The organism is Streptomyces seoulensis (genome assembly GCF_004328625.1).
Classification (GTDB): domain Bacteria; phylum Actinomycetota; class Actinomycetes; order Streptomycetales; family Streptomycetaceae; genus Streptomyces; species Streptomyces seoulensis.
In genome coordinates this window covers 1,853,381-1,880,290 of the sequence record NZ_CP032229.1, presented here as the reverse complement: position 1 = coordinate 1,880,290, position 26,910 = coordinate 1,853,381, and the positions used below count along the sequence as shown (strand labels likewise).

Below are 26,910 nucleotides of genomic sequence, written 5' to 3'. Positions count from 1 at the left end.
CGATCAGGTGCCGCGCGCGCCCGTGAGATGCGCGAAGACCACCACGTTGCCCTGATACCCAGTCGACCTGGAGTACCCGCCCCCGCAGGTGATCACCCGGAGTTCGGGGCGGGGCGAGGCGCCGTAGACCTTGGCGTCGGGGAAGTTCTTCGCGGAGTAGACCTCGACCGCGTCCACGGTGAAGACGGCAGTCGTGGCGTCCTCGCGGTCGACCTCGATCGTGGCGCCGCGCTTGAGGGCGCCGAGGTCGTAGAAGACGGCGGGGCCCTCGGTGTTGTCGACGTGGCCGGCCACCACGGCGGTGCCGGTGTCGCCGGGGGTGGTGCCGGTCTCGTACCAGCCGGCGAGGTTCTTCTCGGCGGGGGGCGGGACGTCGAGGCTGCCCGAGGCGGTCAGGGAGAGGCCCATCAGGGGAGCGTTCACCCGGATCGCGGGGATGCGGATACGGGTGGGCGGGGACGCCATCAGGGGATGGGCCGCGCCGCGTTCACCACCAGGATCGGGACGGCCCTCGGCGGCGGACGGCTGCGGGGGAGTACCGGTATCGGTACTGGTACTGAGCAGCCAGACACCGGTACCGAGCGCGACCACCGTGACCGCGGCTATGGCGGTGTCGCCGATCCTGCGCATGGGAACCCCTTCCCGGAGACGACCCTTGAGGGAAGGCCCGCCCCCTGAGGGTCACGAGGGGCATCGGACCCAAGGGGGGCGGGCTTCGCGGTACCGGCGACGGACAGCGGAGGGTGTCCGTCAGATCCCGTCGCCTCTCGCCCGGCGATGCAGGAGCCAGGTACCGCCCGCGGCGGCGACGGCCAGAGCCGCCACACCCGCCGTGGTCTGCAGGGGGCCGGGGCCCAGGGCGCCGCCGACTCCCGTCTTCACACTGCCGTGCGGCTGCACCTGCCCGTGCGCCCCGGCCATGGTCACCATCAGGTCCCCCGTGACCTGCTTCTCGCCCTCGGCGCACCGCGCGACGATCTCGTAGGTACCCGGCTGAGCCCCCGCCGGTACCTGGAACCGGCCGATCGCCTCGCCCTCGTGCGTGGTCGGCGCCAGCGCGAACGTCCCCGCGCCCACCGTCCCCGCGTCACCGATCGCCGCGCCCTTCTCCCCGCAGGCCGCCGTGTTCACCGTGACCTGGCTGCCGGGCAGAGCGGTGGACGGGTACACCTGGAGGCTGCCGACCCGCGCGGGCGCCAGATGTGCCGCGTCCGCGTGGGCCGCTGCGGTGCCGAGCCCGGCCGCGGCTACGGCCAGCGCGGTACCGGTCAGCAGACGGGCGGTGCGTCGCATGGTGCTCCCCAGAGCTTGTCCGACTCGTGTCCTCGACTCGTGTGATGCGGGGGACGTGCCCCTGCTCTTCCGAGGTAAAGGCCACCGCGCCCGGCCCGCCTCCCGAGCCGTCGCCTCCGCTGCGGTGAACGGGTGGCGCCCGCCGCCCCCGCACGGGTGAGGCGGCACGACGTAACAGCAGGTCAGGGGCGTGGCAGGGACAGCGGGCCAAGTGCACACGAATGGCGTGCGGCCGGGGGGAACGCGAAGACGGTGCGCCGGAACCCCGACGCACCGTCAGTCACCCTCGCCGAAAAGGGCTCAGCTCACGTTCACCGCGGTCCATGCCGCCGCGACCGCGTTGTACTCCGCGCTCCCGGCCCCGTACAGGTCCTTCGCCGCGTTCAGGGTCGCCGTGCGGGCGCCCGCGTACTTGGTGGAGGAAGTCATGTACACCGTCAGCGCGCGGTACCAGATCTTGCCGACCTTGTCCCGGCCGATGCCGGCCACCGACTGGCCGCCCACCGTCGGGGAGTCGTACGAGACGCCGTTGATGGTCCTCGCGCCGCTGCCCTCGGCGAGGAGGTACGCGAAGTGGTTGGCGACGCCTGAGGAGTAGTGCACGTCCAGGTTGCCGAGCGAACTGGACCAGTAGTCGGCCGAGTTGCCGTCCTTGGAGGGCTTGTCCATGAAGCGCAGCGCGGCCTTGCCGAAGCCGGGCTTCACGATGCGCTCGCCGATGAGGTAGTCGCCCTTGTCGGTGGCGTTGTCCGCGTGCCACTCGACCATCGTGCCGAGGATGTCCGAGGTCGCCTCGTTCAGGCCGCCGGACTCGCCCGAGTACGTCAGCGCGGCCGTCTTGGAGGTGACGCCGTGCGTCATCTCGTGCCCGGCCACGTCCAGCGCGACCAGCGGGCCGAAGGTGGTGCCGTCACCGTCGCCGTAGGTCATGCAGAAGCAACTGTCGTCCCAGAAGGCGTTGTTGTAGTTGCTGCCGTAGTGGACGCGGTTGTACGAGCCCTTGCCGTCGCCCGCGATGCCGTTCCGGCCGTGGACGTCCTTGTAGTAGTCCCAGGTCTGGTCGGTGCCGTACTGGGCGTCGACGGCCGCCGAGGCACGGTCGGTGGTGGCGCCGGTGCCCCAGTGGTTGTCGGCGTCGGTGAACACCGTGGAGGGGGCGCGGCTCAGGCAGATCCCGAGGATGCACAGGTCGGTCTTGTTGGCCGCGTCGCCGGTGTACGTGTTGCCGCGCGTGGCGTCCTTGAGCTGGTACGACGACCCCGACTGGGTCGTCTGGAGCGGAACCGTGCCGCTGTACAGCGACTTGCCGTCACCGGCCGCCGTCTCGATGCTGTCCCAGGCGTCGATGCGGGCGCCGGTGCGGGCGTCGGTCAGCACGGTGCGGCCCACCGGGTTGCCCAGGGTGTCCTGGCCCACCGCGTTGGTCCGCCACGCCAGTCTCGGCTTGCCGTGCAGGGCGTCGACGACCAGCTCCGGCTTGGCCTTCGCCCGCGTCAGCTTCCGGGGGCTCGCGGAACGCAGTGCGTCCACGGCGATCCCGGCCGCCTTCGAACCGGTCAGCTTCGGTGTGACGGTGGGCAGTCGGAGCGCGGTGCGGGTCGCGCGGTCGGCGCCGCGGTATACGCCGCCGGAGTTCAGGTGCACCACGAAGTCCCCGCCGAGCACGGGGAGGTTGCGGTACGTGCGGTCGTAACGGACGTGCTGCGTACCGTCCTTGTCGACGATCACGTCCCGGACCTTGGTGCCCTGGTCGGAGGTGAGGCCGAGGCTCGCGGCGTGTGCCACGAGGGCGGAGGCCGCGTCCGCGAGCGTGGTCGCCCGCTTCGGCCCGGTGTCGGCCTGGGCGGCGGGGGAGAGGGCGGTGACCAGCAACGTCGCCGTCGCGGCGGCGGCGGTGGCGGTGGCAAGACGACGGGACCCGCGGACGTGCTGCCGTATCCGGCTCATCGGTCTCCTTGGGTGAGGCGCCTACGAGGCGTGGGGGTGGCGCTGATGTCCTAGAGATTTAAGAGGGCATGACATGTCATGTCCATAGCGCCTTCGGGGGGCCTGATGACGTTCTCGTGGAGATCCCCCACGGGGCGTGACGGCGCGTGGAGATCCCTTAGGGGACCGGCGCCCTACGGGGCGCTCGCCAGCGCCCGCTGCACGCCCCGCTCGCGCGGCCCCAGGAACTCAGGGGACGGGTGGAAGGTCGCGTCCAGGGCCGCCTTGCCCGCCGCGAAGACCTCCCGGGTGCTGCCGTAGTACCAGGTGGCGTCGTGCTTGTCGTCCACGCCGAGGCCGTAGGAGGAGACGCCCGCCGCCTCGCAGAGGGCGACCGCTCGGCGGATGTGGAAGGTCTGGCTGATCAGGACGGCCTGGCGGACGCCGAAGATGCGGCGGGCGCGGACGCAGGAGTCCCAGGTGTCGAAACCCGCGTAGTCGCTGACGATGCGTCCGGCGGGGACGCCGTGGCGGCTGAGGTAGGCGCGCATCGCGCTCGGTTCGTCGTAGTCCTCGCGGCTGTTGTCGCCGGTGACCAGGACCGCCTTGATGCGGCCGGCGCGGTACAGGCCGGCCGCCGCGTCCAGTCGCCGGGCCAGGTACGGGGACGGGCCGCCCTTCCACAGGCCCGCGCCGAAGACGACCGCGACCTCGGTGCGCGGCACGTCCGCCGCCGTGCGCAGCCGGTCCGCCGTCGAGACGTACAGCCAGGTCGACGGCAGCAGCGCGAGTACGCACGCCCCGACCACGCCCCGCACCAGCCGTCGGCGCCCCCGCACCGTACGTGGCAGCCTCGGTCGGCCGATCCTCATCCCGCCCCCCCTGTTCGATCCCGTCCCGGAGGACGTGAATCGCGCCCGTGTGGTTCACTCACCCCCTGCTCACCCCCACTCACCCCCTGCTCAACCCCGCATACCGCCACAATTCCGTCACCCCTGCCGCGCGATGTCCGTACCGGCGCTTACTGTCGAGGCATGGAAGGCACCGCACCCCCCTCGGCCTACGACCCGACCTCCGTCGAACGCTGGGCACCCGAACCCGACAAACGCCCTGGCCGCACCGCCTTCCAGCGCGACCGCGCGCGCATCCTGCACTCCGCCGCGCTGCGCCGCCTCGCGGGCAAGACCCAGGTCGTCACGCCGGGCACGCGCGGCCACGCCTGGGACGCCAGTCCCCGTACCCGTCTCACCCACTCCCTGGAGTGCGCCCAGGTCGGCCGTGAGCTGGGCGCGGCCCTCGGCTGCGACCCCGACCTCGTCGAAGCCGCCTGCCTCGCGCACGATCTCGGCCATCCCCCCTTCGGCCACAACGGCGAACAGGCGCTGAACGAGTTCGCGGACGACATCGGCGGCTTCGAGGGCAACGCCCAGTCCCTCCGGCTCCTCACCCGCATCGAGCCCAAGCGGTTCACCCCCGAGGGCTCCGTCGGCCTCAACCTCACCCGCGCCACCCTGGACGCCGCCACCAAGTACCCCTGGCCGCGCGGCGCCCACCCCACCGACCCGGCGTCCCCCAAGTTCGGCGTCTACGACGACGACCGCCCCGTCTTCGACTGGGTCCGCAAGGAGGCCCCCGGCACCCGTACCTGCTTCGAGGCGCAGGTCATGGACTGGTCGGACGACGTCGCGTACTCGGTGCACGACGTGGAGGACGGCCTGCACGCCGGCCACGTCGACCCCGACTGCCTGCACGCCGCCCCCGAGCGGGAGGCGGTCTTCGAGGTCGCCATCGGCCGCTACGTCCCGGCCGGCACCGACCCCGCCGAGCTGGCCGAGGCCCTCGACCGGCTCCAGGACCAGGAGTGGTGGCCGCACGGCTACGACGGCACCGCGGTCGCCCAGTCCCGGCTCAAGGACGCCACCAGCCAGCTCATCGGCCGCTTCTGCCTCGCCGCCGAGACCGCCACCCGCGCCGCGTACGGCACCGGCCGCCTCACGCGGTACGGCGCCGAACTCGTCGTACCCCGCGAGGCGCGCATGGAGTGCGCGGTGCTCAAGGCGGTCGCGGACCGGTACGTGATGCAGCGGGCCGAGCAGGAACTGCTCCGCGCCGATCAGCGCATCGTCGTCGCCGAGCTGGCCGAGGCGCTCACCCGGCGCGCGCCGGACGGGCTGGAACCGCAGTTCAGGGCGCTGTTCGACGCGGCCGAGAGCGACCACGCGCGCAAGCGGGTGATCGTCGACCAGATCGCCTCGCTGACCGACGCGTCCGCCCGCACCCTGCACGCCAGGCTCACCGGGCATATGTAGCGGGAAAATGACGGGGGGTGGCCCGTTTCCGGCCATCCCCTCTTCCCGCACCACGCCGCGTGCGGGACGCTCGCCTGAAGCCTGACAGCGGTGCATCGTTACGAGGAGGCATCAAGTGGTCGACGCGGATCAGACGTTCGTCATCGTCGGAGGCGGGCTCGCCGGAGCGAAAGCGGCCGAGACGCTCCGCGCGGAAGGGTTCACCGGCCGCGTGATACTGATCTGCGACGAGCTGGACCACCCCTACGAGCGTCCGCCGCTGTCCAAGGGACACCTGCTCGGCAAGGAGGAGCGCGACAGCGTCTTCGTGCACGAGCCCGCCTGGTACGCCCGGAACGACATCGAGCTGCACCTCGGCCAGACCGTCGACGCGATCGACCGCGCGGCCCGCACCGTCCGCCTCGGTGACGACGGCACCCTGATCCGTTACGACAAGCTGCTGCTGGTCACCGGCGCCGAACCCCGCCGCCTCGACGTCCCCGGCACCGACCTCGCCGGCGTCCACCACCTGCGCCGCCTCGCCCACGCCGAGCGCCTCAGGGGCGTGCTGGCCGCCCTCGGCCGGGACAACGGCCACCTGGTGATCGCGGGCGGCGGCTGGATCGGCCTGGAGGTCGCCGCGGCCGCCCGCGAGTACGGCGCCGAGGTCACCGTGATCGAACCGGAGCCCGCCCCGCTGTACGGCGCCCTCGGCCCCGAGCTGGGCAACCTCTTCGCCGAGGTGCACCGCGAACGCGGCGTCCGCTTCCACTTCGGGGTCCGGCTCACCGAGATCATCGGCCAGGACGGCATGGTCCTCGCCGCCCGCACCGACGACGGCGAGGAACACCCCGCGCACGACGTGCTCGCCGCCATCGGAGCCGCCCCCCGCACCGCCCTCGCCGAGGCGGCCGGCCTCGAACTGGCCGACCCCTCCTCCGGCGGCGGCATCGCGGTGGACGAGCGTCTGCGCACCTCCGACCCCGACATCCACGCCGCCGGAGACGTGGCCAGCTTCCCGCTCCTCGGCGGCCGGCTGCGCGTCGAGCACTGGGCCAACGCGCTGAACGGCGGCCCGGTGGCCGCCCGCGCGATGCTCGGCCAGGACGTCACCTACGACCGCGTGCCCTACTTCTTCTCCGACCAGTACGACCTGGGGCTGGAGTACAGCGGCTGGGCGCCCCCCGGCTCCTACGACCAGGTCGTCCTCCGGGGCGACGCGGGCAAGCGCGAGTTCATCGCCTTCTGGGTGCGCGAGGGCCGGGTGCTCGCCGGGATGAACGTGAACGTGTGGGACGTCACAGAACACATCCAGCGCCTCATCCGTTCCGGCGCCGAGGTGGACGTCGACGCCCTCGCCGACCCGCACGTCCCCCTCGCGGACCTGGTGCCCTGAGGGGCGGGCGCGCGGGGAGTGTCCCCGGACCCCCGTAGAATTCATCCGTGGCAGGACGGATCAACGACGAGGACGTGAAGGCGGTACGGGACGCGGTCCCGATCGACGCCGTGGTCTCCGAGTACCTCCAGCTGCGCAACGCGGGCGGCGGCAACCTCAAGGGCCTCTGCCCCTTCCACGACGAGAAGTCGCCGTCCTTCCAGGTCAGCCCCAGCAAGGGTCTCTTCCACTGCTTCGGCTGCCAGGAGGGCGGCGACACCATCACCTTCGTGATGAAGGTGGACCACCTCTCCTTCTCCGAGGCCGTCGAGCGCCTCGCCGGCCAGGCCGGCATCACCCTGCGCTACGAGGAGGGCGGCTACAACCCCGCCCACCAGCGCGGCGAACGCATCCGCCTGGTCGAGGCCCACAAGATCGCCGCCCAGTGGTACGCCGAGCAGCTCGCCACCAGCCCCGAGGCCGACACCGGCCGGGTCTTCCTCGCCGAGCGCGGCTTCGACCAGGCCGCCGCCGTCCACTTCGGCGTCGGCTACAGCCCCCAGGGCTGGGACCACCTCACCCGCTACCTGCGCGGCAAGGGCTTCAGCGACAAGGAACTGATCCTCTCCGGCCTCGCCCAGGACGGCCGCCGAGGCCCCATCGACCGCTTCCGGGGCCGCCTGATGTGGCCCATCCGGGACATCGGCGGCGAGGTCGTCGGCTTCGGCGCCCGCAAGCTCCACGAGTCCGACAACGGGCCCAAGTACCTCAACACCCCCGACACCGCGATCTACAAGAAGTCCCAGGTCCTGTACGGCATCGACCTGGCCAAGCAGCAGATCGCCAAGTCCAGCCGGGCCGTCGTCGTCGAGGGCTACACCGACGTCATGGCCTGCCACCTCGCCGGGGTCACCACCGCCATCGCCACCTGCGGCACCGCCTTCGGCGGCGACCACATCAAGATCCTGCGCCGGCTGCTGATGGACAACGGCTCGGCCCGGGTGATCTTCACCTTCGACGGCGACGCGGCCGGGCAGAAGGCCGCGCTGCGCGCCTTCGAGGACGACCAGAAGTTCGCCGCCGAGACCTACATCGCCGTCGCCCCCGACGGCATGGACCCCTGCGAACTCCGCCTCGCCAAGGGCGACGAGGCCGTCGCCGAGCTGACCGAACCCCGCACTCCGCTCTTCGAGTTCGCGCTGCGCCAGATCGTCGCCCGCTACGACCTCGACACCCCGGCCGGCCGCGCCGCCGCCCTGGACGAGGCCGCACCGGTCGTCGCCCGGATCAAGAACAGCGGCGCCCAGCACGAGGTCGCGGTCGACCTCGCGGGCATGCTCGGCATCCTCGACACCCAGTTCGTCGTCAAGCGCGTCGCCCAGCTCGCCCGCTGGGCCCGCGACCGGGGCGGCAAGGGCCCCGCACCGCAGGCGCAGTCCCGCACCCCCCAGCAGAGCTGGGAGGCCGCGCCCCGCGTCGCCGGCGGCCCCGCCCTCACCCTGCGCAACCCGGTCTACGCCACCGAGCGCGAACTCCTCAAACTCGCCCTCCAGCGCCCGGAGTTGGTCTCTCCCGCCTTCGACGCCTACGGCCTGGACGAGTTCACCGCACCCCCCTACGCGGCCGTCCGCCAGGCCATCGCGGAGGCCGGCGGCGCCGAGTTCGGCACCCAGGACCCCCAGGAGTACGTCGTCCGCGTCCGCGAGGCCGCCCCCGACGACACCGTCCGGGCCATGGTCACCGAGCTGGCCGTGGAGACGATCATGCGCCGCACGGTGGACGAGACGTACGCGGGCATGGTGCTGGTGCAGATCAGGCGCCGCGCGGTCACCCGCCGCCTCACCGAGCTGCAGTCCACCCTCGCCCGCCTCGGCAACACCGATCCGGCCCAGTCGGCGGCCGTCCAGAACGAGATGATGGTGCTCACCCGGTACGACCGGGCACTCCAGCACGAGGGTCCGACCGCTCTCTAGCCGTTCCCCGCGTCCCGGGATCACCACGCGGTCACGGGCCGGAAGCAAAAAGTCACCGCAGGACTCTCGTGGCGAAGATGTGTCGTACCCCACACTGGGGGCGGTGCCCGAGTCCCCGGAGCGCAGGCCGTCGATTCGCGCTCCGCCGCGCCGCTGCCGCACACCCCCCCCGGAGCAGCGATCATCCTGGAGGTCGCCCCCGTGCAGACCCACACCCTCACGCAGTCGGTCCGTGGCGCCCACGGCGGTGCCGAGCCGGGCCTGCTCGGGGCCGTGCCCGCGCAGAGCCATGGCGGCCCGGAGACGGCCCCCGAATCCACCCCGGAGACCACGGACGCCGCCGAGCCCCCCGCCGAGGCGCTGACCGGCGACGACGAGCCCGTGACCCCCGTGCGCGGCGCCTCCCGCACCGAGAGCGGCGGCCCCTCCGCCGACCTGTTCCGCCAGTACCTCCGCGAGATCGGCCGCATCCCTCTGCTCACCGCCGCCGAGGAGGTCGAACTCGCCCGCCGGGTGGAGGCCGGCCTCTTCGCCGAGGAGAAGCTCGGCACCACGCCGGTGCTGGACAGCGGGCTCGCGCTCGACCTCGACCGGATCGTCGTCATGGGCCGGATGGCCAAGCGCCGCCTCATCGAGGCCAACCTCCGCCTCGTCGTCTCCGTCGCCAAGCGGTACGTGGGGCGCGGGCTGACCATGCTCGACCTCGTCCAGGAGGGCAACCTCGGACTCATCCGCGCGGTGGAGAAGTTCGACTACGCGCGGGGGTACAAGTTCTCGACGTACGCGACGTGGTGGATCCGGCAGGCGATGTCACGTGCCCTCGCCGACCAGGCCCGCACGATACGGGTGCCGGTGCATGTGGTGGAGCTGATCAACCGGGTCGTCCGGGTGCAGCGGCGCATGCTGCAGGAGCGGGGGTACGAGCCGACGCCCGAGGAGGTGGGGGCGCAGCTCGAACTCCCGCCGGAGCGGGTGCGGGAGGTGCTGCGCCTGGCGCAGGAGCCGGTGTCCCTGCATGCCCCGGTGGGGGAGGAGGACGAGGTCGCCCTCGGTGACCTGATCGAGGACGGGGACGCGGCAAGTCCCGTGGAATCGGCCGCGTTTCTGCTGCTGCGGCAGCATCTGGAGGCTGTGCTGTCGACGCTGGGGGAGCGCGAGCGGAAGGTGGTCCAGCTCCGGTACGGCCTCGCGGACGGGCGCCCGCGCACGCTGGAGGAGATCGGTCGCCTCTTCGGGGTCACCCGCGAGCGGATACGGCAGATCGAGTCGAAGACCTTGAGCAAGCTCCGGGATCACGCGTACGCGGACCAACTCCGGGGCTACCTGGACTGACCCCCCCTTGGACTGCGGGCAGTCGTGCCGCAGGGGCGGCACGGGTGGGCGCAGCGGCACCCCGCCGACGCGGGCAAGTGCGCCCACCCCCGCCCCGGTTCAGTCGACCTCGGCGACCGCCTGCGCGAACTGGGCCTTGTACAGCCGGGCATACGCCCCGTCCGCCGCCAACAGATCGGTGTGCGTGCCCTGTTCGACGATCGCGCCGTTCTCCATCACCAGGATCGTGTCCGCGTCCCGGATCGTGGAGAGACGGTGGGCGATGACGAACGAGGTGCGGCCGTCGGCCAGTTTGGCCATCGCCTTCTGGATGAGGACCTCGGTCCGCGTGTCCACGGAACTCGTCGCCTCGTCCAGCACGAGGATCACCGGCTCGGAGAGGAACGCCCGCGCGATGGTGATGAGCTGCTTCTCACCGGCGCTGACCCCCGTCCCCTCGTCGTCGATCACCGTGTCGTACCCCTCGGGCAGCGTACGGACGAACCGGTCCGCGTGGGCCGCCCGCGCGGCCTCCTCGATCTCGCCCCGGGTGACCTCGCGCGAGGCCCCGTAGGCGATGTTCTCCGCGATGGTGCCGCCGAACAGCCAGGTGTCCTGGAGGACCATGCCGATCCCGGCGCGGAGGTCGTCGCGGGACATGGTGCGGATGTCCACCCCGTCGAGGGAGATCCGGCCGCCCGTGACGTCGTAGAACCGCATCAGGAGGTTGACCAGCGTGGTCTTGCCCGCGCCGGTCGGGCCGACGATGGCCACCGTCTGACCCGGCTCCACGGTGAGCGAGAGATCCTCGATTAGCGGCTTCTCCGGGTCGTACCGGAAGGACACGTGGTCCAGCTCCACCCGGCCGCGCCGCTCGGCGGGACGCGTCGCCGGCACCGGGTCCGCCTCCTGCTCCTCGGCGTCCAGCAGCTCGAACACCCGCTCCGCCGAGGCGACCCCGGACTGCACCAGGTTGGCCATGGAGGCGACCTGGGTCAGCGGCATCGAGAACTGGCGGGAGTACTGGATGAACGCCTGCACGTCACCGATGGACAGCGTGCCCGAGGCCACCCGCAGCCCGCCGACGACGGCGACCAGCACGTAGTTCAGGTTGGACACGAACATCATCAGCGGCTGCATGACCCCGCTGTGGAACTGCGCCTTGAACGCGGCCTCGTACAGCTCGTCGTTCTGCTCGGCGAACTGCTTCGCGGACTGCTCCTGGCGGCCGAACACCTTCACCAGGGTGTGCCCGGTGTACATCTCCTCGATGTGGGCGTTCAGCGTGCCGGTGACGCGCCACTGCTGCACGAAGTGCGGCTGGGACCGCTTGCCGACCCGGGTGGCCACCACGAAGGACAGCGGCACCGTCACCAGCGCGACCAGCGCCAGCAGCCAGGAGACGTAGAACATCATCACCAGCACGCCGATGATGGTCAGCACCGCGTTGATCAGCTGCCCCATCGACTGCTGGAGGGTCTGCCCGATGTTGTCGATGTCGTTGGTGGCGCGGGAGAGTACCTCGCCGCGCTGCCGCTTGTCGAAGTAGGACAGCGGCAGCCGCGACAGCTTGGCCTGCACCTGCTCGCGCAGCCGGTACATCGTGCGGTTCACGGCCCGGTTCACCAGCCGGGTCGCCACCGCCATCAGCAGACCCGCGACCAGGAAGACCCCGAGCGCCAGCAGCAGCACCCGGCCGACCGCGTCGAAGTCGATGCCCTGGCCCGGCGTGAAGTCGGTGCTGCGCAGCATGTCCGCGACCGAGCCCTGGCCCCGCGCGCGCAGCGAGTCCAGCACCTGCTCCTTGGACGCCCCCGCGGGCATCCGCCGGCCCACGATGCCGGCGAACACCAGGTCGGTGGCCTGGCCGAGGATCTTCGGGCCGATCACGTTCAGCGCGACGCTGATCACCACGCAGGCCAGCAGGCCGTAGATGGTGACCCGTTCGGGCCGGAACTGGGACACCAGCCGCTTGCCCGAGTTCTTGAAGTCCATCGACCGCTGGTCGGGGCCGCCCCCGGCCATCATGCGTCCCATGGGACCGGCCATCAGGCGGCCTCCGCTTCCGTCAGCTGGGAGAGCACGATCTCCCGGTACGTCTCATTGCCCGCCATCAGCTCGTGGTGGCGGCCGGAGCCCACCACCCGGCCCTCGTCCAGCACGATGATCCGGTCCGCGTCGCGGATGGTCGCCACCCGCTGGGCCACGATCACCACGGTGGCGTCCGCCGTCTCCCGGCCGAGCGCCGCGCGGAGCGCCGCGTCGGTGGCGTAGTCGAGCGCGGAGAACGAGTCGTCGAAGAGGTAGATCTCCGGGCGCTGGACCAGCGTGCGGGCGATGGCCAGGCGCTGGCGCTGACCGCCCGACACATTGGTGCCGCCCTGCGAGATCGGCGCCTCCAGACCGCCCTCCAGCCGCTCCACGAACTCCTTGGCCTGCGCGGTCTCCAGCGCCGCCCACAGCTCGTCGTCGGTGGCGTCCGGCTTGCCGTAGCGCAGGTTGCTGCCGACGGTGCCGGCGAACAGGTACGGCTTCTGCGGGACCATGCTCACGGTGCGGGCCAGCAGGGCCGGGTCGGCCTCGCGGACGTCCACGCCGTCCACCAGGACCTCGCCCTCGGTGGCGTCGAACAGCCGGGGGACCAGGCCGAGCAGGGTCGACTTGCCGCTGCCGGTCGAGCCGATCACCGCCGTGGTCTCGCCCGCGCGCGCCACCAGGTCGATGGAGCGCAGCACCGGCTCCTCGGCCCCCGGATAGCGGAAGCCGGCGTTCCGGATCTCCAGGTGTCCGCGCCCGCGCAGCTCGGTGACCGGGGCCACCGGCGGCACGACGCTGGACTCGGTGCCCAGCACCTCCTGGATGCGCTCGGCACACACCTCCGCGCGCGGCACCATCATGAACATGAAGGTGGCCATCATCACGGACATGACGATCTGCATCAGATAGGCCAGGAACGCGGTCAGGTCACCGATCTGCATCCCGCCGCTGTCGATCCGGTGTGCGCCGAACCACACCACCGCGATGGACGACACGTTCACCACGGTCATCACCATCGGGAACATCAACGCCAGCATCCGGCCGGTGGCGAGCTGCATCTCGGTCAGGTCGCCGTTGGCCTTCCCGAACCGCCCGTGCTCGTACTCGTCGCGGACGAAGGCACGGATCACGCGGTTGCCGGTGATCTGCTCGCGCAGCACCCGGTTCACGGTGTCCAGCCGGGTCTGCATCGCCCGGAACAGCGGCCGCAGCCGGCGCACGATCAGCATCACGCAGATGCCCAGCACCGGCACCACCGCGATCAGCACGGCGGACAGCGGCACGTCCAGGCCGAGGGCCAGCACGATGCCGCCGACGCACATGATGGGCGCCGACACCAGCAGGGTGAACGTCATCAGGACCAGCATCTGGACCTGCTGCACGTCATTGGTGGTGCGGGTGATCAGCGACGGCGCGCCGAAGTGGCCCAGCTCCCGCGAGGAGAAGGACTGCACCCGGTCGAAGACCGCGCCGCGCAGGTCCCGGCCGAGCGCGGAGGCGGTACGGGCGCCGAAGTACACGGCACCGATGTTGCAGACGACCTGGACCAGCGAGATGCCGATCATCAGGGCGCCGAACGACAGGATGTAACCCGTGTCACCCTTCACGACACCGTTGTCGATGATGTGCGCGTTGAGGGTGGGCAGGTACAGCGTGGCGCTGGTCTGGAGGAGCTGGAGCACCACCAGCAGGGCGATGGGTTTCTTGTAGGGCCTGAGACAGGTCCGCAGAAGTCGTATGAGCACGCTTGTCTCTCGGAGTCGGCGGTGGGACGGTGAAACCGCCCATGGCCCTATCGTCGGACACTCCACCGGTGTTACCTCAACCGATTAACCCATCGGGTGCCCCGTCGCCTCCGTCCGGTACGTACCGTTACGCCCGGAACGCCCCCGGATGCGTCTGCTCCCGCACCGCCACGTACTGCTGGCGCACCGCCTGCCCCACGGCCAGGTCGTCGCCCGGCTCCAGCACCTGCGCGGCCGCCCCGTGCCAGGCGGGCGGCGTACGCGGGTCCAGGGTGCCCTGCGCGGCCCCGAGAGCCCACGCGGCCTGCCGGGCGGCGCCGATCGCCGCGTAGTCGGCGGGCTGCGGCACGACCACCTGCACCCCGAACAGCGACGGCGCCATGGCCTGTACGGCGGGCAGCTCGGCGGCCTGCCCCAGCAGGAAGATCCGGCGCACCGCGACCCCCCGGCCACGCAGCACGTCCAGCGCGTCCGCGAGCCCGCACAGCATGCCCTCGAACGAGGCCCGCGCCAGGTGCGCGGCCTTCATCGACTCCCGGCGAAGACCGGCCAGGGTGCCCGCGGTGTGCGGCAGGTTGGGGGTGCGCTCGCCCTCCAGGTAGGGGAGCAGCACCAGGCCGTGCGAGCCGGGAGTGGACGTCAGCGCCAGCTCGGAGAGGGCCTCCAGGCCGGGCAGGCCCAGCAGTTCGGCGGTGCCGCGCAGGGCCCGTACCGCGTTCAGTGTGGTGACGACCGGCAGGTGCATGCCGGTGGCGTCGGCGAGGGAGGTGATCATCCCGGTCTGGTCGGCCAGCGCCTCGGTGTGCACGGCCATCACCGACCCGGACGCGCCCAGCGAGACCACCGCGTCGCCCAGGCCGATCCCGAGGCCGAAGGCGGCGGCCATCGTCTCGCCCGTACCGGCCGAGATCAGCAGCCCCTCCGGGGTGGTGCCCGCCGCCTCGGCGGGGCCGATCACCTCGGGCAGCGCCACCTGGTGGCCGAGCGCCAGCTCGACCAGGTCGGGCCGGTAGGCACCGGTCGCGGCGGACCAGTACCCGGTGCCCGAGGCGCCGCCCCGGTCGGTGGTCCGGCGCACCGGCCGCCCCAGCAGCTGCCAGACGAGCCAGTCGTGCGCCTGGAGCAGTACGGCGGTACGGCTGGCGTTCTCCGGCTCGTTCTTCGCCAGCCAGCGCAGCTTGGTCACCGGCCGGGCGGCCTGCGGCACACAGCCCACCGCCTGCGCCCACGCCTCCCGGCCGCCGAGCGCGTCGATCAGATCGGCCGCGGCCACCTGGGCCCGCTTGTCGGCCCCGGCCATCGCCGGGCGCACGGTGTTGCCCTGCGCGTCCAGCGGGACCACGGCGTTGGCCTGTGTGGAGACGCCGATGGCCTGCACGCCCTCCAGCAGCCCGCCGCCCGCGGCCTCCCCCAGGGAGAGCAGCCACGCCTGCGGATCGACGTCGCTGGGGCGCGGGGCGCCGTCCGGCACGTCCAGTGGATGCGGGGCATACCCCTGACGCAGCACGGCCCCCGTGTCCGTGTCGCAGACCACGATGCGAGTGAATGCGGGCGAACTGTCCAACCCGGCGACTATCCCCATGGCTCAAATTCTGCCGCAGAGTGCGGGCTGCTCCGCCCGGGACGCCTGTGCCCCCTGGAGCGCCTGCTCAGGGGGCACATGTACGGGGTGGCCGGTTCAGGGGTGGCTGGTGCCCCAGTCGTCCTCGGCCGGCCGTCCGTGGCCACCGCGGCCGAGCCGGGCGCGGACGCGGTCGGTGAACGACTCGGGGACGTGATCGCCGACCTTCTCGCTCACCGTGTGCAGCGCCTTGCCCGCGTAGACCTTGCCCTGCTGGGCGGCGGTCTCGGCGGAGTTGCGCACGGCGGGGTTCTGCGCGATCCCGCGAGCGGCCTTCTTGATCTGCTCGTAGCGCTGCTGACCGGCGCGTGCTCCGAGTACGTATCCGACGGCCAGTCCGGCGACGAACGTGAGCCGGTAGCGCATGTGGGCCACCCTTCCTTGCGTAGTCCCTGACGGGGGTCTGTGGTGCTGTGCCGGCGCCGGAGGCGAACCGATTGGCGGAGCACCCCCCTGCTTGCGCTAATGTATGTGTCGCAGCGAGCGCCCGCCCCCTGGCGAATACCCAGGTGGATGCGTTCGATGCAGACGAAGCGATCCCCTGTAGCTCAATTGGCAGAGCAGCCGGCTGTTAACCGGCAGGTTACTGGTTCGAGTCCAGTCGGGGGAGCTTCGGTCCCCTGTAGCTCAATTGGCAGAGCAGCCGGCTGTTAACCGGCAGGTTACTGGTTCGAGTCCAGTCGGGGGAGCGCGTTGGACGAGACGGTGGACGAGGACCCTGCGGGGTCCTTTTTCATGTCCGGTCCCGGATCCGGGGAGTCGTGCCAGGTCAGGGAAGCAGCGCGGAAGCCGACCATCCGAAGCAGGAGATCGTATGAGCGGCTATGCTGCGGCAGACGGCGCGCACAGTTGTACGCGACACGCCGCGAGGGGCGGTAGCTCAGCCGGTTAGAGCAGCGGACTCATAATCCGTCGGCCGTGGGTTCGAGTCCCACCCGCCCCACCTGTAGTAGTGGCTTGACCTGCGGGAACGTGGTTTTTGCGGGTGCGGAGCATGCGGTACTCGCCGCACGCTGTGCGGTAGACGGCGGCTCAGATGCGCCCGGGATGCCACCTGTGCGGCTGTGACCTGTGGTTTTCCTACCCCGGTGTCGTGGAAGAGTCGGGTGACGGTCCCACGGCCGAGCCCCCGTCGGGGAGGGCACCGGCACAGCGAGGAGCAACTTCCGGCTGCGCGCGCCGACTGAGCCTCTGTCATTGCTCACCGTCGTGCTGGGGACCTTGGCTGTGGAGGACGGCGCGCGGCGATCTTGCGAACGGAACTGGCGAGGGAGGTGCATGCGCCGCTGGGTGGCGAGACCAGCCTGGAGTGCGGCCGGCTGTAGCCCGACTGCATTACGGCGCCCTCCTGCGTCTGCGTTCACATCCCCGCCCAGCTACCGGAATGATCTCCCTGGCTCGGAGGAGCCCAGGGGGGAACCATGAACATCACCAGAGCAATCGCAGCAGCCGGTGCAGTCCTGCTCGTTGCGGCCACCGCCGGCGCGTGCGGCAGCAGCGAGCCAGCACCTCGTGTCACCGTAACCACCACCCAGACCGTGACCGCAGCCCCAAGCAGCCCGCCGGCTCAGGACGAAGGCGTCGCACTGAAGATGGGCACCGAACAGACTCTCCAGGACGATCAGGGGGTCACCTTCACCGTGCAGGCTTTGGAGTACCAGCAGCCCTTCAAGGGACCGCAGCCGGAGAAGCCGGACGCCAGCCTGGGCGGCGACACCTGGGCCACGGTCAAGGCCAAGGTTTGCGACGGCAGCGGGGGACCGCTCATCGTGGACCAGTCTGTCTGGTCATTGAGCTATGCCGATGGCACCAGCATTGCCACGACCGGCCTGAACGGAGGGGACATGCCGAAGCCGGAGTTCCCCGTGGAGAAGACCCTCAGCCCCGGCCGATGCGCGGCCGGCCTGATTTCCTTTCCGGTGCCCGGCAAGAAGACGCCGGACCGTATCTCGTATGAGCTTGGAGGAAGCTCGCCGATCGAATGGGCCGTCCGAAAGTAGCGATGCGATCCGAAGGGTCCGCACAGCGAGTGTGAGGCCCCGCCCGCTGCCCGGACTGCCAGGTGCGCGTGCCGGCTCCTGACGGACCAGTCACTGCACCGCCTTCGGCGCGGCCCAGCCGGGCGACATCACCACCAAGGCCGGAAAACCCGGAGCACGGACCTCCTTCGCCGCATAGGAAGTCCTTGGATTCTTAGGGGCGGATGCCTGAAACGGGCGCCCACCCCTAAGGGCTACTTGTTCTTCTTGTCCTTGATGTATCGAGTGGCCATGATGATGGCGACGACCGTGAATATCCCGATCATTAAGTACGGTGACCAGGAAGGTCCGTCGGGTCTACTGTTTGCCAGACGAGTAAATGTCTCCATCCAGGGCCCCTTCCGTGCAGTCGCCTACTGCCGTGCTCGTGTGCCCGTGGGTTTCCCGTTGAAGCTCAACCGCCCGCAACCAGTACCCGGCGTACGTCTAGTCCACGTACGCCGGAGACACCGCCGCCGTTGTCACGCGGTGGGCTGCGCCCGTGCCGTTGGCCGGGACGGTGTAGAGGTCGGCGCCGTAGTCGCCCGGGAGGGCGTAGGTCAGGGTGTGGTTGTCCTGCCAGACCAACTGGTCGTCGACGCTGCGGGGTTCGGCGAGAGGTGTTTCGTGGCCGGTGCTCAGGGTCAGGACGTACAGGTGCCAGGGGGCGTCCTTCGGGGCGCCCTTGACGCGTTTCTTGTAGGCGATGCGGGTGCCGTCCGGGGAGAGTGAGGGGCACTCGACGTTCGGGTGCACCGTGGTGAGCGTGCGGGCGCTCAGGTCGCCGCGGACCAGGTAGGTGCTGCCGCGCGTCGCCATGGTGGCGTAGAAGGTGCGGTCGTCGGCCGCGAAGGTGACGCCCCAGAAGTTCACGTCCGCCGCCTGGTAGGGCCGTCCGTCCTTGACGATCCGGTACGCCTCCAGGGTGGGGGTCAGCCGACCGGTACGGGTATCGACGATCGCCGCCCGGGTGGAGAAGGCGATACCGGCATACGAGTCGCCGCCCACGAACGCCGTCCAGGCGGCGAACCGGCCGCTGGGGGAGACCCGGGCGCGCGAGGGAATGCCGGGCACGTCGTAGCGGGCCCGCTCCTTCAGCCGGGCGTCCAGGATCACCGCGCGGTAGGTGTCCTGCACCGGCCCGTGCACCGCCCGCAGGCACACCCCGGTGCCCGAAGCGGCATAGAAACGCAGGCACTTGACGCCGGACGCGGTACGGGGGCCGGACGGGTCGGCGGCCGGGGCCGACACCAACTCGTCGCGGTGCGGGCCCCACGCCATGTTCCGGAAGACCACACGGCGGGCGCCTCCGGTCAGCGTGACCCGTCCGGCGGTGATCCTGGGACCGCCTGGACGGGCCTCGTCCCGCCGGTCGGCCCGCGCGGACGCGTGCAGCACGGACGCCGCCGCGACACCTACCAGGACGACGAGCGCCGATACCAGGATCAGGATGCGGGAACGGAGGGTCATGCTGGCCTTTCGGGGGTGGTGGGACGCGGGGGGAGGGCGGCCAGTACCGGGACCCGTACGTCAGTACTGGGATGCGTGCGCGGGTACCAGGATCCGTATGCCAGTACTGGGAGCCGCACGCCGGTACCGGGACTCGTACACCGGTACCGGAGCCCGTACGTCGGTACCAGGACCCGTAGGCAGGTACTGGAACCCATACGTCGGTACCAGGACCCGTAGGCAGGTACTGGAACCCGTACGCCGGTACCAGGACCCCCTGCCGAAACCCAGGATCACGCCGCGCCCCGCAACCCGCCCGGCCGCAAAACGAGCGCCACCCCGCCGCACACCGCCAGCGCCACGGCCGACCCGGTCAGCGCCGCGCGGTCGCCCCACGCCGTCCACGCCGCGCCGAAGGACAGGGAGCAGGTGAAGCGGGCCAGGGCTTGGCCCGTCTGGACCAGGGCGAGGCCGGAGGAGCGGAGTTCGGGCGGCACGCTGTCGGCGGCGGCCGCCATCAGTACGCCGTCGGTGGCCGCGTAGAAGGCGCCGTGCAGGAGTAGGACGGCGTACGGCAGGGCGGTGCCGTGCCAGGGGAAGAGGAGCAGCCCGTACGTCAGGAGCAGGGCGAGGTGGCCGCCGAGGAAGACCCGCCAGCGGCCGGCCCGGTCGGCGATCCGGCCCAGCGGCACCGCCAGCAGCAGGAAGACCGCCGCCGTGCCGAGTGGCAGCAGGGCGAACCAGCGGTCCGGCACGCCGAGCCGGCGTTGCAGCAGCAGGTAGACGAAGGAGTCGCTGACCGTGGCGAGTCCGAGCAGCAGCGCGCAGACGGCGATGCGTCGCAGGTCCCGGCGGCGCAGCAGGGCGAAGGCGGCGCGCAGGGTGGCGCGGGTGGCGTTCTGCGCGCGGGGAGTGGCCGCGCCTCCTGGTACGAAGAGCACCAGTACCAGGACCCCCACTACCGCCACGCAGCAGCTGACGGTGAAGACCGCGTCGTAGCCGTCGACCGTGGCGCGCAGGACGAGGAAGGCGGCCAGCGGGCCGAGCAGCGCGCCCGCCGTGTCCATCGCCCGGTGCACACCGAAGGCGCGGCCGCGGTTCTCGGCGGTGCTGGACAGGGAGATCAGCGCGTCGCGCGGGGCGGTGCGCAGGCCCTTGCCGGTGCGGTCGAGTGCCAGTACCAGGCCGATCGGGGTAAGGGTATGAGCCACCAGCAGTAATGGTTTGCAGGCCGCCGACAGGGCGTACCCGGCGCCCGCCACCCACTTGTGGCGTCCGCCGCCCCGGTCGGCGAGGTGGCCGCCGGCCAGCCGGACCAGCGCCGAGACGCCGTTGTAGATGCCGTCGAGCAGCCCGAAGCCCAGCGGGGACAGGCCGAGACCCGCCACCAGGTACAGGGGCAGCACGGCGGTGACCATCTCCGAGGAGACGTCGGTGATCAGGCTGACCGTGCCGAGCGCCAGCACGGTGGGCGCGACCGCGGGGAGGCGCCGCCCGGCCCGGGGCCGGACGGCGTCCGCCGCGGACGTGGCCGTCCGGGGCGCCCCGGAGCGGCTGTCCGCTACGTACATGTCACGAGGTCCAGATGCCGGTGATGTCCTTGCCGGAGGCGGCGTTGCCGGCGTGCGGCAGGCCGTGCATGTCCTCCAGCGTGCGCAGCAGGTCGTAGTGGTTGTACGTGGTCGAGGAGGTCGCGCCCGCCGCCACACGCTGGCCGTACAGCACCGTGGGGATGCGGTTGCCGCTGAGCCGGTTGTCCTCGTCGAAGGTGACGACGAGCAGGCTGTTGTGGGTCTTGGCCCAACTCGCGTACACGCCCAGCTTGTTCTTCAGCCAGGTGTCGCCCGTGGAGACCGAGCAGTCGTGCATGTCGCTGCACAGGTTCGGGGTGACGAACGAGACCTGGGGGAGCGTCGAGTAGTCCGTCGGGAACTGGGTGAACGTCTTGGCGCTGGACGTGGGGACGTTGCTGAAGCCGAACCACGGGTTGTGCTTGCGTGCGTAGTCGCCGCTGCTGCACGTGGTCGAACCCTGGCTGGGCAGCGTCTCGTTGTAGCTGGCCCACGACTTGCCCGCGCCGATCAGCTCGGAGGCGAGGTTGGGCGCGGAGGAGAAGCCGGGGGTGTAGCAGCTGTCGTCGGTGATGCCCTGGGTCGAACCGGAGAACAGGGCGAAGTAGTTGGGCTGGCTGGGGTGGGTCTCGGCGTAGGACGCGGTGAGGCTCGCGCCGCCGGTGCGCAGCGAGTTGATGTACGGCGCGCTGGAGGAGCCGATCACCTGGCTGTAGGCGTGGTTCTCGAAGACCACGACGACCGTGTGGTCCGGGGTCGGGACCGCGGCCGCGGCCTGGGCGGGCGAGGAACCGCCGAGGCCCGACCACAGTCCGGCCGCGGCGGCGACGAGGGCGAGAGCGGACGCCACGGCGGCACGGCCGCGACGGGGGACGTTTCTGCCGGACACTTCTGACCTCCGGTGAGGAGCGGGGGCGTGGGCGGTGCGGCATGAGCATGTACGCGCCAACCCAGCCTCGCCCGACGGCCCCCGTCCCGCCAGATGAAATCCGGATGAACGCCCGCTCCCCACGGCCGCCTTGGGCCCGGACCGGTGGTCCGTGTCGCCGTCCGTCCGGACGGGCATACTCCTCGCACCGATTCCGGTGCGCGCCCGGTGGGGCGCTTCATGCGGGGGCCGAGCCGACCGGGGGGAACTGGACAGTGCGCGCGACCGCGGAATTATCGGGTACCGGCCTCACGGCGAGCATCGACCGTGCGCTCGGCTGTCTGCGTCACAACTTCCGTACGGTGCGGGGAGCGGCGGGCTGGTACCACTACCTGGACGATCCGAGTCCCGGGGTCACCGCATCGGCCGTGGGGCTGTTCTGCTTCAGCGTGGCCGGGGTCCGGTTCGAGCGGACGCCGGACGTGGTGGCCTATTTGCTGAGTCAGCAGCGGGCGTCGGAGGACAGCACCGACGGCGGCTGGTCGGTCCGTACGACGAACGGGTTCCCGATCGCGGAGGCCACGTCGTGGGTGGTGCGCGCGCTCAGCAGGCCGGGCACCGGGGTGCTGGGCGGCGCGGCGCTGGCGCGCGGCGCGGAATGGCTCCGGGTGAACCAGAACGTCGACTTCGGCTGGGGCTCCTATCTCGGTCAGCCCTCCCGCGTCTTCCACACCGCGCTGAACATGCTGGCGCTCCAGGAGAGCGGGGCGGGAACGGACGCGCTGGCCGGGGCGCAGCGCTGGCTCATCGACGGGCAGAACGCCCGTACCCCCGCCTGGGGTCCCACCCCCGGCGCGGAGCCCACGATGCTGCACACCAGCGTCGCCCTGCTGGCGCTGTCCCGGACCCCCGGAGCGCTCAGCGCCAACACCATGCGGCAGACGGCGGAGTGGCTGCTGGAGCGGATCGAGCCGGGCATCCACGTCGAGCGCAGTACGACGGTGGAGGAGTACGACGTCCCCTACGCGGACGGCGACATCCAGGCCGTCTTCCAGAACTCGCTGCCGCATTTCGCCGGGCCGCTGGCCCTCTCCGCGATCCTCTCGACCGGAGTGGTCGACCCCCTGCAGAAGAAGGTGTTCGACTCGGTCAACGCGATCATGGACACCCAGCTCGAGGGCGGTCACTGGGAGCTGCCGCGCAGCCCGATGAGACCGTCGGTGTGGGCGTTGTGGCCCTTCGTCTCGGCGCTGGCCTCCGCCCGCTCGGCCATTCTCTCCACGCCACGGGCCAAGGCGGCCCTGCTCTTCCCCGGCTGTGCCATCGTCCAGAGCGAGGACGTGGCCCAGGATCTGACGAGACGGCTGCTGATCCAGAACGCGTTGTTCGACTGGATCAGGAACCGCAAGGCCGTGCTCGCCCTCTGGCTCGTCGCGGCCGTGACGACAGGGGTCCCCGTGGCCCTGCTCCTCGCGGGGACGTTCTCGGTGAAGGACTTCCTCACCGCACTGATCTTCCCGGTGCTGCTGATGGCCTTTCAGGTCATCTGGGACCGTCGGGCCGCGCGGGCCGGGGCGAGCGGATGAGGGCCGGTACCCGCCGGGAGTTACGGGACGGGCCCGCGCTCCTGCCGGCCGAGGAGGGCGCCCCCTGTGAAATGTGCGACGAGGTCGGCGCGTTCGGGGCCCACGCCACCGGAAGCTTCGTCCCGGAGCGGACCCCGCGAGGCGGCCTGCGCGTCCGGCGCCAGGGTTTCTCGCGCCTGATCCGGCGTACCGGCGGGGTCGACGTACTGGCCGGACTCGGCGCGCTGTTGCCCGGATACGCGCTGATCGTGCCGCACCGGCACACCGCGAGCCTCGGCGAACTCCCGCCCCGGGAACTGGCCGAGGCGCTCTCTGTCGCCTGGCGGTACGCCGGCCTGATCGAGAGGGAACTCGGCCACGCCACCGTCCTGGTGGAGCACGGCTCCTCCGGCGCGACCGGCGGCGGAGGCGGGTCCTGCATCGTACATTCGCACCTCCATATATTCCCGCTTCTCAACGCGGCGCATTCTGCCCGGTTCGTGGCGCCGGGAAGTCGGAAAAGCTCCGAGTTCGCCGATGTCGTTGACACCGCACGGCGCGGGGAAAACTATTACTTCTGCACATGGAAACGTGACGAGGTGTACCTGTTGGCCGATCCTGATCTTCCCTCGCAGTTCGCGCGGCGCGTCTGGTCGGAAACGCTGGAGCGGCCGCACCTGTGGGACTGGGCGGCCTTCCCCTTCCTCGATCACTGCGCGGACACCGCACGGCGGCTGAGCGGCTCGGCGGATTCCCCCGAGGAGCGGCAGATGCGCGAGACCCTCTTCGCCTACGGGGCCGGGGCGGCCGGTTACGCGGAACGGACCCGCCGCTTCGCCGCCGGTTCGTCGATGCCGCAGGACATCGTCGCCTTCGCCCGTTCCCACGAGGGTCCGCTGCTGGACGCGGGCTCGGGGGCCGGACGTGACGCGGTGGCATTCGGGGACGCGGGCAAGGAGGTGATCGCCCTGGACGCCTGTCTGCCTCTGCTCGGCCTGGCACCGGATCATCCCCGGGTCCGCAAGGTGAGCGGTGACGTGCGGGCCCTTCCGCTGGCCGGTGCGTCGATGGGCAGCGTCTGGTGCTCGGCGGTGCTGCTTCATCTGCCGGCGGCGCAATTACTCAGGGCGCTGGCCGAATTCCATCGCGTACTGCGCCCCGGAGGCATCACGCACATTTCGGTCAAGGAAGGCGAGGGGCACGCCTCTTTGCCGATAGGGGCCGACAGTACATTTCTCCGGCATTTCTTCTACTACCGTATCGACGACCTGGTCACGCTCGCCCGGCAGGCACGGTTCGAGGTGGTGCGGTCCTGGGTCGAGGAGGAGAAGGATTCCTCCGAGGACATGCAGCGCTGGGTCAAATTCTGGCTGCGGAAGACGGAGTGATTCCGTCCCCCGCTCCGGCCGCCCGCGCGCCGGTGCTGCCCCATCTGCACCTCCACCTCGAACCCGAGGAGCGCAAGCGGCGCGAACTCGGCATGCCGGGCCGGGACTTCGGTGACCGCCACCTGTTCTTCGAGGCGCACCGGGTGGACCGGGCGGACGCCGTTCCGGTCGCGGGCCGGGATCTTCGGCGCTTCCTCGCCGACGTGCACGACGAGCAGCGTGAACAGGGCGTCGACCACGTCGAGTTGCGTCTCTCGCCCCGCCGATTCCTGCGGGACGGCATGACCTGGCAGGAGTTCACCGACACCGTCCAGGACTGCCTGGCTCCCTTGCGTGACCCCGTGGTGCGGGCCGTCCTGCTCGTCAACCGGGACAGCCCCGCACCGTTCCTCGCCATGGTCACCGAGCGGCTCGCCGAACTGCCCCCGGTGTTCACGGGTGTCGACCTCGCCGGCGACGAGATCCAGCATCCCGACGTACGGCCTGCCGTGCCCCTCTTCCGTGCCGCCGCCGACGCGGGGCTCGGACGGACCGTCCACGCGGGCGAGTTCGGCCCGAAGGAGCACATCTGGCGGGCACTCGACGTCCTGGGCGCTCAGCGCATCGGCCACGGGGTGTCGGCAGCCACCAGCTCCGCCCTGCTGCGGCGGATGGCGCGTGACGGCATCCTGCTGGAGGTCTCCCTGACCTCCAACGTGGTCCTGGGAGCCGTCCCCGGCCCGGTCGCGCACCCGCTCCCCGCGTTCCTGGAGGCGGGAGTTCCGGTCTCGTTCAACTCCGACGTGCCGCTGCACACCGGCCGGACCCTGGACGACGAACTCCGCCTCGCGGCAGACGTCCTGGGGGTGACTCCCGAGGCGATCCGGGATCTCCAGGCACGTGCCGCCGGGCACCGCTTCAGCTCCCGGTCCCCGGCGGAGCCTCCCGTACGTTCCGGCTCAGCATCGTCGCCCCCAGCAGCGTCAGCGTGTGGATGACGGAGTTTCCGTGGCGGTGGCTGGTGATGAGGCCGGCGTCGCGGAGGGCGGTGGTGTGGTGGGTGGCGGTGGCGGGGGTGACGCCGGCGCGGTGGGCGGCCTCGGTGGTGGTGGCGCCGGCGGCGGTGGCGCGCAGGACTCTCGCTCTCGCCCGGCCGAGGAGGATCTCCAGGGAGGGTGAGCCAGCCGTGGGCCGGGGTGGCTCGTGGTGGAGGGAGTAGGCGAGGACCGGGGGCAGGGCGGGGTCGGCCAGGGAGACCGGGCCCTTCCAGCAGAAATAGGAGGGGATCAGCAGCAGGCCCCGGCCCTGGAGGCGGATGTCGTGCTCCGTCGGGTACGTGCCGATCTCCAGCCGGGGGTGCCGCCACCGCACCGTCGGGCCGAGGCCGCCCAGCAGGCCCTCGGTGCCGCCGTCCAGGGAGTGCCGGGCCAGCCGTACGCGCTCGGTGTGCACGCCCTCGTGCATCCACTCCTCGTGCGGCTCGATCACCGCGCGGTGGTAGGCCCGCAGGACGCTCACCAGCTCGGTGCGCGACTCCCTCTCCGGCAGCCGGGCGAGGTGCGCGGGCACGCGCCGTATCCGGGCCAGCGCCGCCAGTTCCGCCGTCACCTGCGCCGGGGGCGTCGCCAGGATGGCCTTCAGCCCCGCCTCCAGGCCGGCCACGCCCTCCAGCGGGGTGAGGAAGTCCGGCCAGTACGAGGCGCGCGGGTACAGCGGGAGCAGGAACTGCCGTACCGCGCTCTCCAGCCCCGCCTGCCGTAACCGCTCACGGGCCGTGCGGTACCAGTGCGCATAGGCCCAGCGGCCGGCCGGTGTCTGGAAGCGGTGCAGGCTCGCGGCGATCTCCCACAGGGCGTGCGGGGCGGCGGCGACCCGTGTCCGGGCCACGTCCTCGGCCGAGAAATGGAAGCGAAGCACGCTCAACACCCTTTCCACCGGGGTCATTTCACCCTGTTCGAATGAGCATGACAGCCGAAAGCGCACACCGGAGCATGAACTCGCTCCGCCGCACCGATCTCCGAGGCACCACCCGCACCTTCCGCAGACCGAAGGAACCCGATGGCGAAGATCCTCACCCACCCGGCCGCGGCGGCGGCCCTGCTCGCGGCCCTCGCCGTCTCGGCGCCCGCCACCGCGTCGGCCGCACCCGCCGACACCTCGTCGGCGGCCACCAGTTGCTACGGCGGCGCCGTCACCGTCAGCTACGGCGACGCCGTCGAGTTCGGCCCGTACACCACGACCTCCCGCTGCGCCGACATCAACCTCCGCATGATCAGCGGGGACGCCGAATTCGTCTGGGCCTGCGTGAAGTTCGTTCGCGTCGGCGAGTGCAACTACTGGACCAAGGTCGGCCGGAGCTGGAAGACCATCGCCACCGACGTCAAGGACGGCAGCAAGTTCACCATGCCCCTCGGCGTCGACCTCGAAGGCGCCTCGGCGCGCGTCCAGATCGCCTTCTGAAGCCCCGCAAGGGCCCCAACTCCCGCTCTCCACAAGTGATCGG

The 26,910-nt window shown here is 71.3% G+C and carries 20 protein-coding genes, 3 tRNA genes and 1 pseudogene; 12 read left to right on the top strand and 12 right to left on the bottom strand.

Annotated elements, in window-relative coordinates; all coding sequences use genetic code 11:
• Positions 1-3 precede the first annotated feature (3 nt).
• From D0Z67_RS08815 to D0Z67_RS08800, 4 genes are all read right to left on the bottom strand, one after another.
• On the bottom strand, positions 4-630 hold the full coding sequence (locus D0Z67_RS08815; protein ID WP_031179661.1) for a class F sortase: 627 nt from the start codon (positions 628-630) through the stop codon (positions 4-6).
• A gap of 120 nt (positions 631-750) precedes the next feature.
• Positions 751-1,293 carry a hypothetical protein gene (locus tag D0Z67_RS08810; RefSeq protein WP_031179662.1) on the bottom strand — a complete coding sequence of 181 codons (543 nt, stop codon included), beginning with the start codon at positions 1,291-1,293 and terminating at the stop codon, positions 751-753.
• A gap of 300 nt (positions 1,294-1,593) precedes the next feature.
• A complete protein-coding gene (locus tag D0Z67_RS08805; protein ID WP_031179663.1) occupies positions 1,594-3,240 on the bottom strand; it encodes a M4 family metallopeptidase in 1,647 nt (548 codons plus the stop codon).
• A gap of 173 nt (positions 3,241-3,413) precedes the next feature.
• Positions 3,414-4,091, bottom strand: coding sequence for a SanA/YdcF family protein (locus tag D0Z67_RS08800; RefSeq protein WP_031179664.1), 678 nt, complete (start codon positions 4,089-4,091; stop codon positions 3,414-3,416).
• Positions 4,092-4,253: 162 nt separating this feature from the next.
• Between D0Z67_RS08800 and D0Z67_RS08795 the strand changes: the two genes are divergently transcribed.
• The 4 genes and pseudogenes from D0Z67_RS08795 to D0Z67_RS08780 all read left to right on the top strand — a co-directional run.
• Entirely contained in the window at positions 4,254-5,528 is a 1,275-nt protein-coding gene (locus D0Z67_RS08795) for a deoxyguanosinetriphosphate triphosphohydrolase (protein ID WP_031179665.1), read from the top strand.
• 115 nt (positions 5,529-5,643) lie between these two features.
• Complete coding sequence (locus D0Z67_RS08790) at positions 5,644-6,903, top strand: NAD(P)/FAD-dependent oxidoreductase (RefSeq protein WP_031179666.1); 1,260 nt, start codon at positions 5,644-5,646, stop codon at positions 6,901-6,903.
• 47 nt (positions 6,904-6,950) lie between these two features.
• Positions 6,951-8,855, top strand: a complete 1,905-nt coding sequence (gene dnaG, locus D0Z67_RS08785) for a DNA primase (protein ID WP_031179667.1) — start codon at positions 6,951-6,953, stop codon at positions 8,853-8,855.
• A gap of 123 nt (positions 8,856-8,978) precedes the next feature.
• Positions 8,979-10,187, top strand: a pseudogene (locus tag D0Z67_RS08780) (RNA polymerase sigma factor); the annotation flags it as partial.
• Between the two features lie 99 nt (positions 10,188-10,286).
• Here D0Z67_RS08780 and D0Z67_RS08775 read toward each other — a convergent pair.
• The 4 genes from D0Z67_RS08775 to D0Z67_RS08760 all read right to left on the bottom strand — a co-directional run bounded on the left by D0Z67_RS08775 (position 10,287) and on the right by D0Z67_RS08760 (position 15,935).
• Complete coding sequence (locus tag D0Z67_RS08775; RefSeq protein WP_031179669.1) at positions 10,287-12,215, bottom strand: ABC transporter ATP-binding protein; 1,929 nt, start codon at positions 12,213-12,215, stop codon at positions 10,287-10,289.
• Entirely contained in the window at positions 12,215-13,948 is a 1,734-nt protein-coding gene (locus D0Z67_RS08770) for an ABC transporter ATP-binding protein (protein ID WP_031179670.1), read from the bottom strand. Before D0Z67_RS08770 ends, D0Z67_RS08775 begins: the two co-directional genes overlap by 1 nt.
• Positions 13,949-14,075: 127 nt before the next feature.
• Positions 14,076-15,530 carry a xylulokinase gene (locus D0Z67_RS08765; RefSeq protein ID WP_031179671.1) on the bottom strand — a complete coding sequence of 485 codons (1,455 nt, stop codon included), beginning with the start codon at positions 15,528-15,530 and terminating at the stop codon, positions 14,076-14,078.
• A gap of 96 nt (positions 15,531-15,626) precedes the next feature.
• A complete protein-coding gene (locus D0Z67_RS08760) occupies positions 15,627-15,935 on the bottom strand; it encodes a hypothetical protein (protein WP_031179672.1) in 309 nt (102 codons plus the stop codon).
• 171 nt (positions 15,936-16,106) lie between these two features.
• On the opposite strand from D0Z67_RS08760, the gene D0Z67_RS08755 reads away from it, so the two are divergent.
• The 4 genes from D0Z67_RS08755 (at position 16,107) to D0Z67_RS08740 (ending at position 17,569) form a co-directional block, all read left to right on the top strand.
• A tRNA-Asn gene (locus D0Z67_RS08755) sits at positions 16,107-16,179 on the top strand.
• Between the two features lie 6 nt (positions 16,180-16,185).
• Positions 16,186-16,258: transfer RNA gene (locus tag D0Z67_RS08750), tRNA-Asn, on the top strand.
• A 180-nt stretch (positions 16,259-16,438) separates the two neighbouring features.
• Positions 16,439-16,512, top strand: a tRNA-Ile gene (locus tag D0Z67_RS08745).
• A 478-nt stretch (positions 16,513-16,990) separates the two neighbouring features.
• Positions 16,991-17,569, top strand: a complete 579-nt coding sequence (locus tag D0Z67_RS08740; protein WP_234312632.1) for a DUF4352 domain-containing protein — start codon at positions 16,991-16,993, stop codon at positions 17,567-17,569.
• A 465-nt stretch (positions 17,570-18,034) separates the two neighbouring features.
• Here D0Z67_RS08740 and D0Z67_RS08735 read toward each other — a convergent pair whose 3' ends face one another.
• From D0Z67_RS08735 to D0Z67_RS08725, 3 genes are all read right to left on the bottom strand, one after another.
• Positions 18,035-19,057: a TolB family protein gene (locus tag D0Z67_RS08735; protein ID WP_031179674.1), complete on the bottom strand. Its 1,023-nt coding sequence runs from the start codon at positions 19,055-19,057 to the stop codon at positions 18,035-18,037.
• 272 nt (positions 19,058-19,329) lie between these two features.
• Complete coding sequence (locus tag D0Z67_RS08730; RefSeq protein ID WP_031179675.1) at positions 19,330-20,607, bottom strand: MFS transporter; 1,278 nt, start codon at positions 20,605-20,607, stop codon at positions 19,330-19,332.
• A 1-nt stretch (position 20,608) separates the two neighbouring features.
• On the bottom strand, positions 20,609-21,496 hold the full coding sequence (locus D0Z67_RS08725) for an alkaline phosphatase family protein (RefSeq protein ID WP_031179676.1): 888 nt from the start codon (positions 21,494-21,496) through the stop codon (positions 20,609-20,611).
• Positions 21,497-21,750: 254 nt separating this feature from the next.
• On the opposite strand from D0Z67_RS08725, the gene D0Z67_RS08720 reads away from it, so the two are divergent.
• The 3 genes from D0Z67_RS08720 (at position 21,751) to D0Z67_RS08710 (ending at position 25,405) form a co-directional block, all read left to right on the top strand.
• Positions 21,751-23,061, top strand: a complete 1,311-nt coding sequence (locus tag D0Z67_RS08720; RefSeq protein WP_031179677.1) for a prenyltransferase/squalene oxidase repeat-containing protein — start codon at positions 21,751-21,753, stop codon at positions 23,059-23,061.
• 71 nt (positions 23,062-23,132) lie between these two features.
• A complete protein-coding gene (locus D0Z67_RS08715; RefSeq protein ID WP_051887499.1) occupies positions 23,133-24,428 on the top strand; it encodes a methyltransferase domain-containing protein in 1,296 nt (431 codons plus the stop codon).
• Positions 24,425-25,405 carry an amidohydrolase family protein gene (locus D0Z67_RS08710; RefSeq protein ID WP_051887500.1) on the top strand — a complete coding sequence of 327 codons (981 nt, stop codon included), beginning with the start codon at positions 24,425-24,427 and terminating at the stop codon, positions 25,403-25,405. The genes D0Z67_RS08715 and D0Z67_RS08710 overlap by 4 nt, the downstream gene beginning before the upstream one ends.
• Here the strand turns inward: D0Z67_RS08710 and D0Z67_RS08705 are convergent.
• Complete coding sequence (locus D0Z67_RS08705; protein ID WP_031179680.1) at positions 25,326-26,324, bottom strand: helix-turn-helix domain-containing protein; 999 nt, start codon at positions 26,322-26,324, stop codon at positions 25,326-25,328. The two genes, D0Z67_RS08710 and D0Z67_RS08705, sit on opposite strands and share 80 nt — an antisense overlap.
• Positions 26,325-26,465: 141 nt before the next feature.
• Between D0Z67_RS08705 and D0Z67_RS08700 the strand changes: the two genes are divergently transcribed.
• Positions 26,466-26,867: a hypothetical protein gene (locus D0Z67_RS08700; protein WP_031179681.1), complete on the top strand. Its 402-nt coding sequence runs from the start codon at positions 26,466-26,468 to the stop codon at positions 26,865-26,867.
• Positions 26,868-26,910: the final 43 nt, after the last annotated feature.

What these genes read in the sequence shown, in the direction of transcription:
- D0Z67_RS08815 (WP_031179661.1), bottom strand. Translation starts at nt 630, where the DNA reads ATGCGCAGGATCGGCGACACCGCCATAGCCGCGGTCACGGTGGTCGCG.
- D0Z67_RS08700 (WP_031179681.1), top strand. Translation starts at nt 26,466, where the DNA reads ATGGCGAAGATCCTCACCCACCCGGCCGCGGCGGCGGCCCTGCTCGCG.
- D0Z67_RS08795 (WP_031179665.1), top strand. Translation starts at nt 4,254, where the DNA reads ATGGAAGGCACCGCACCCCCCTCGGCCTACGACCCGACCTCCGTCGAA.
- D0Z67_RS08730 (WP_031179675.1), bottom strand. Translation starts at nt 20,607, where the DNA reads ATGTACGTAGCGGACAGCCGCTCCGGGGCGCCCCGGACGGCCACGTCC.
- D0Z67_RS08810 (WP_031179662.1), bottom strand. Translation starts at nt 1,293, where the DNA reads ATGCGACGCACCGCCCGTCTGCTGACCGGTACCGCGCTGGCCGTAGCC.
- D0Z67_RS08765 (WP_031179671.1), bottom strand. Translation starts at nt 15,530, where the DNA reads ATGGGGATAGTCGCCGGGTTGGACAGTTCGCCCGCATTCACTCGCATC.
- D0Z67_RS08805 (WP_031179663.1), bottom strand. Translation starts at nt 3,240, where the DNA reads ATGAGCCGGATACGGCAGCACGTCCGCGGGTCCCGTCGTCTTGCCACC.
- D0Z67_RS08760 (WP_031179672.1), bottom strand. Translation starts at nt 15,935, where the DNA reads ATGCGCTACCGGCTCACGTTCGTCGCCGGACTGGCCGTCGGATACGTA.
- D0Z67_RS08775 (WP_031179669.1), bottom strand. Translation starts at nt 12,215, where the DNA reads ATGGCCGGTCCCATGGGACGCATGATGGCCGGGGGCGGCCCCGACCAG.
- D0Z67_RS08740 (WP_234312632.1), top strand. Translation starts at nt 16,991, where the DNA reads ATGAACATCACCAGAGCAATCGCAGCAGCCGGTGCAGTCCTGCTCGTT.
- D0Z67_RS08715 (WP_051887499.1), top strand. Translation starts at nt 23,133, where the DNA reads ATGTGCGACGAGGTCGGCGCGTTCGGGGCCCACGCCACCGGAAGCTTC.
- D0Z67_RS08735 (WP_031179674.1), bottom strand. Translation starts at nt 19,057, where the DNA reads ATGACCCTCCGTTCCCGCATCCTGATCCTGGTATCGGCGCTCGTCGTC.
- D0Z67_RS08800 (WP_031179664.1), bottom strand. Translation starts at nt 4,091, where the DNA reads ATGAGGATCGGCCGACCGAGGCTGCCACGTACGGTGCGGGGGCGCCGA.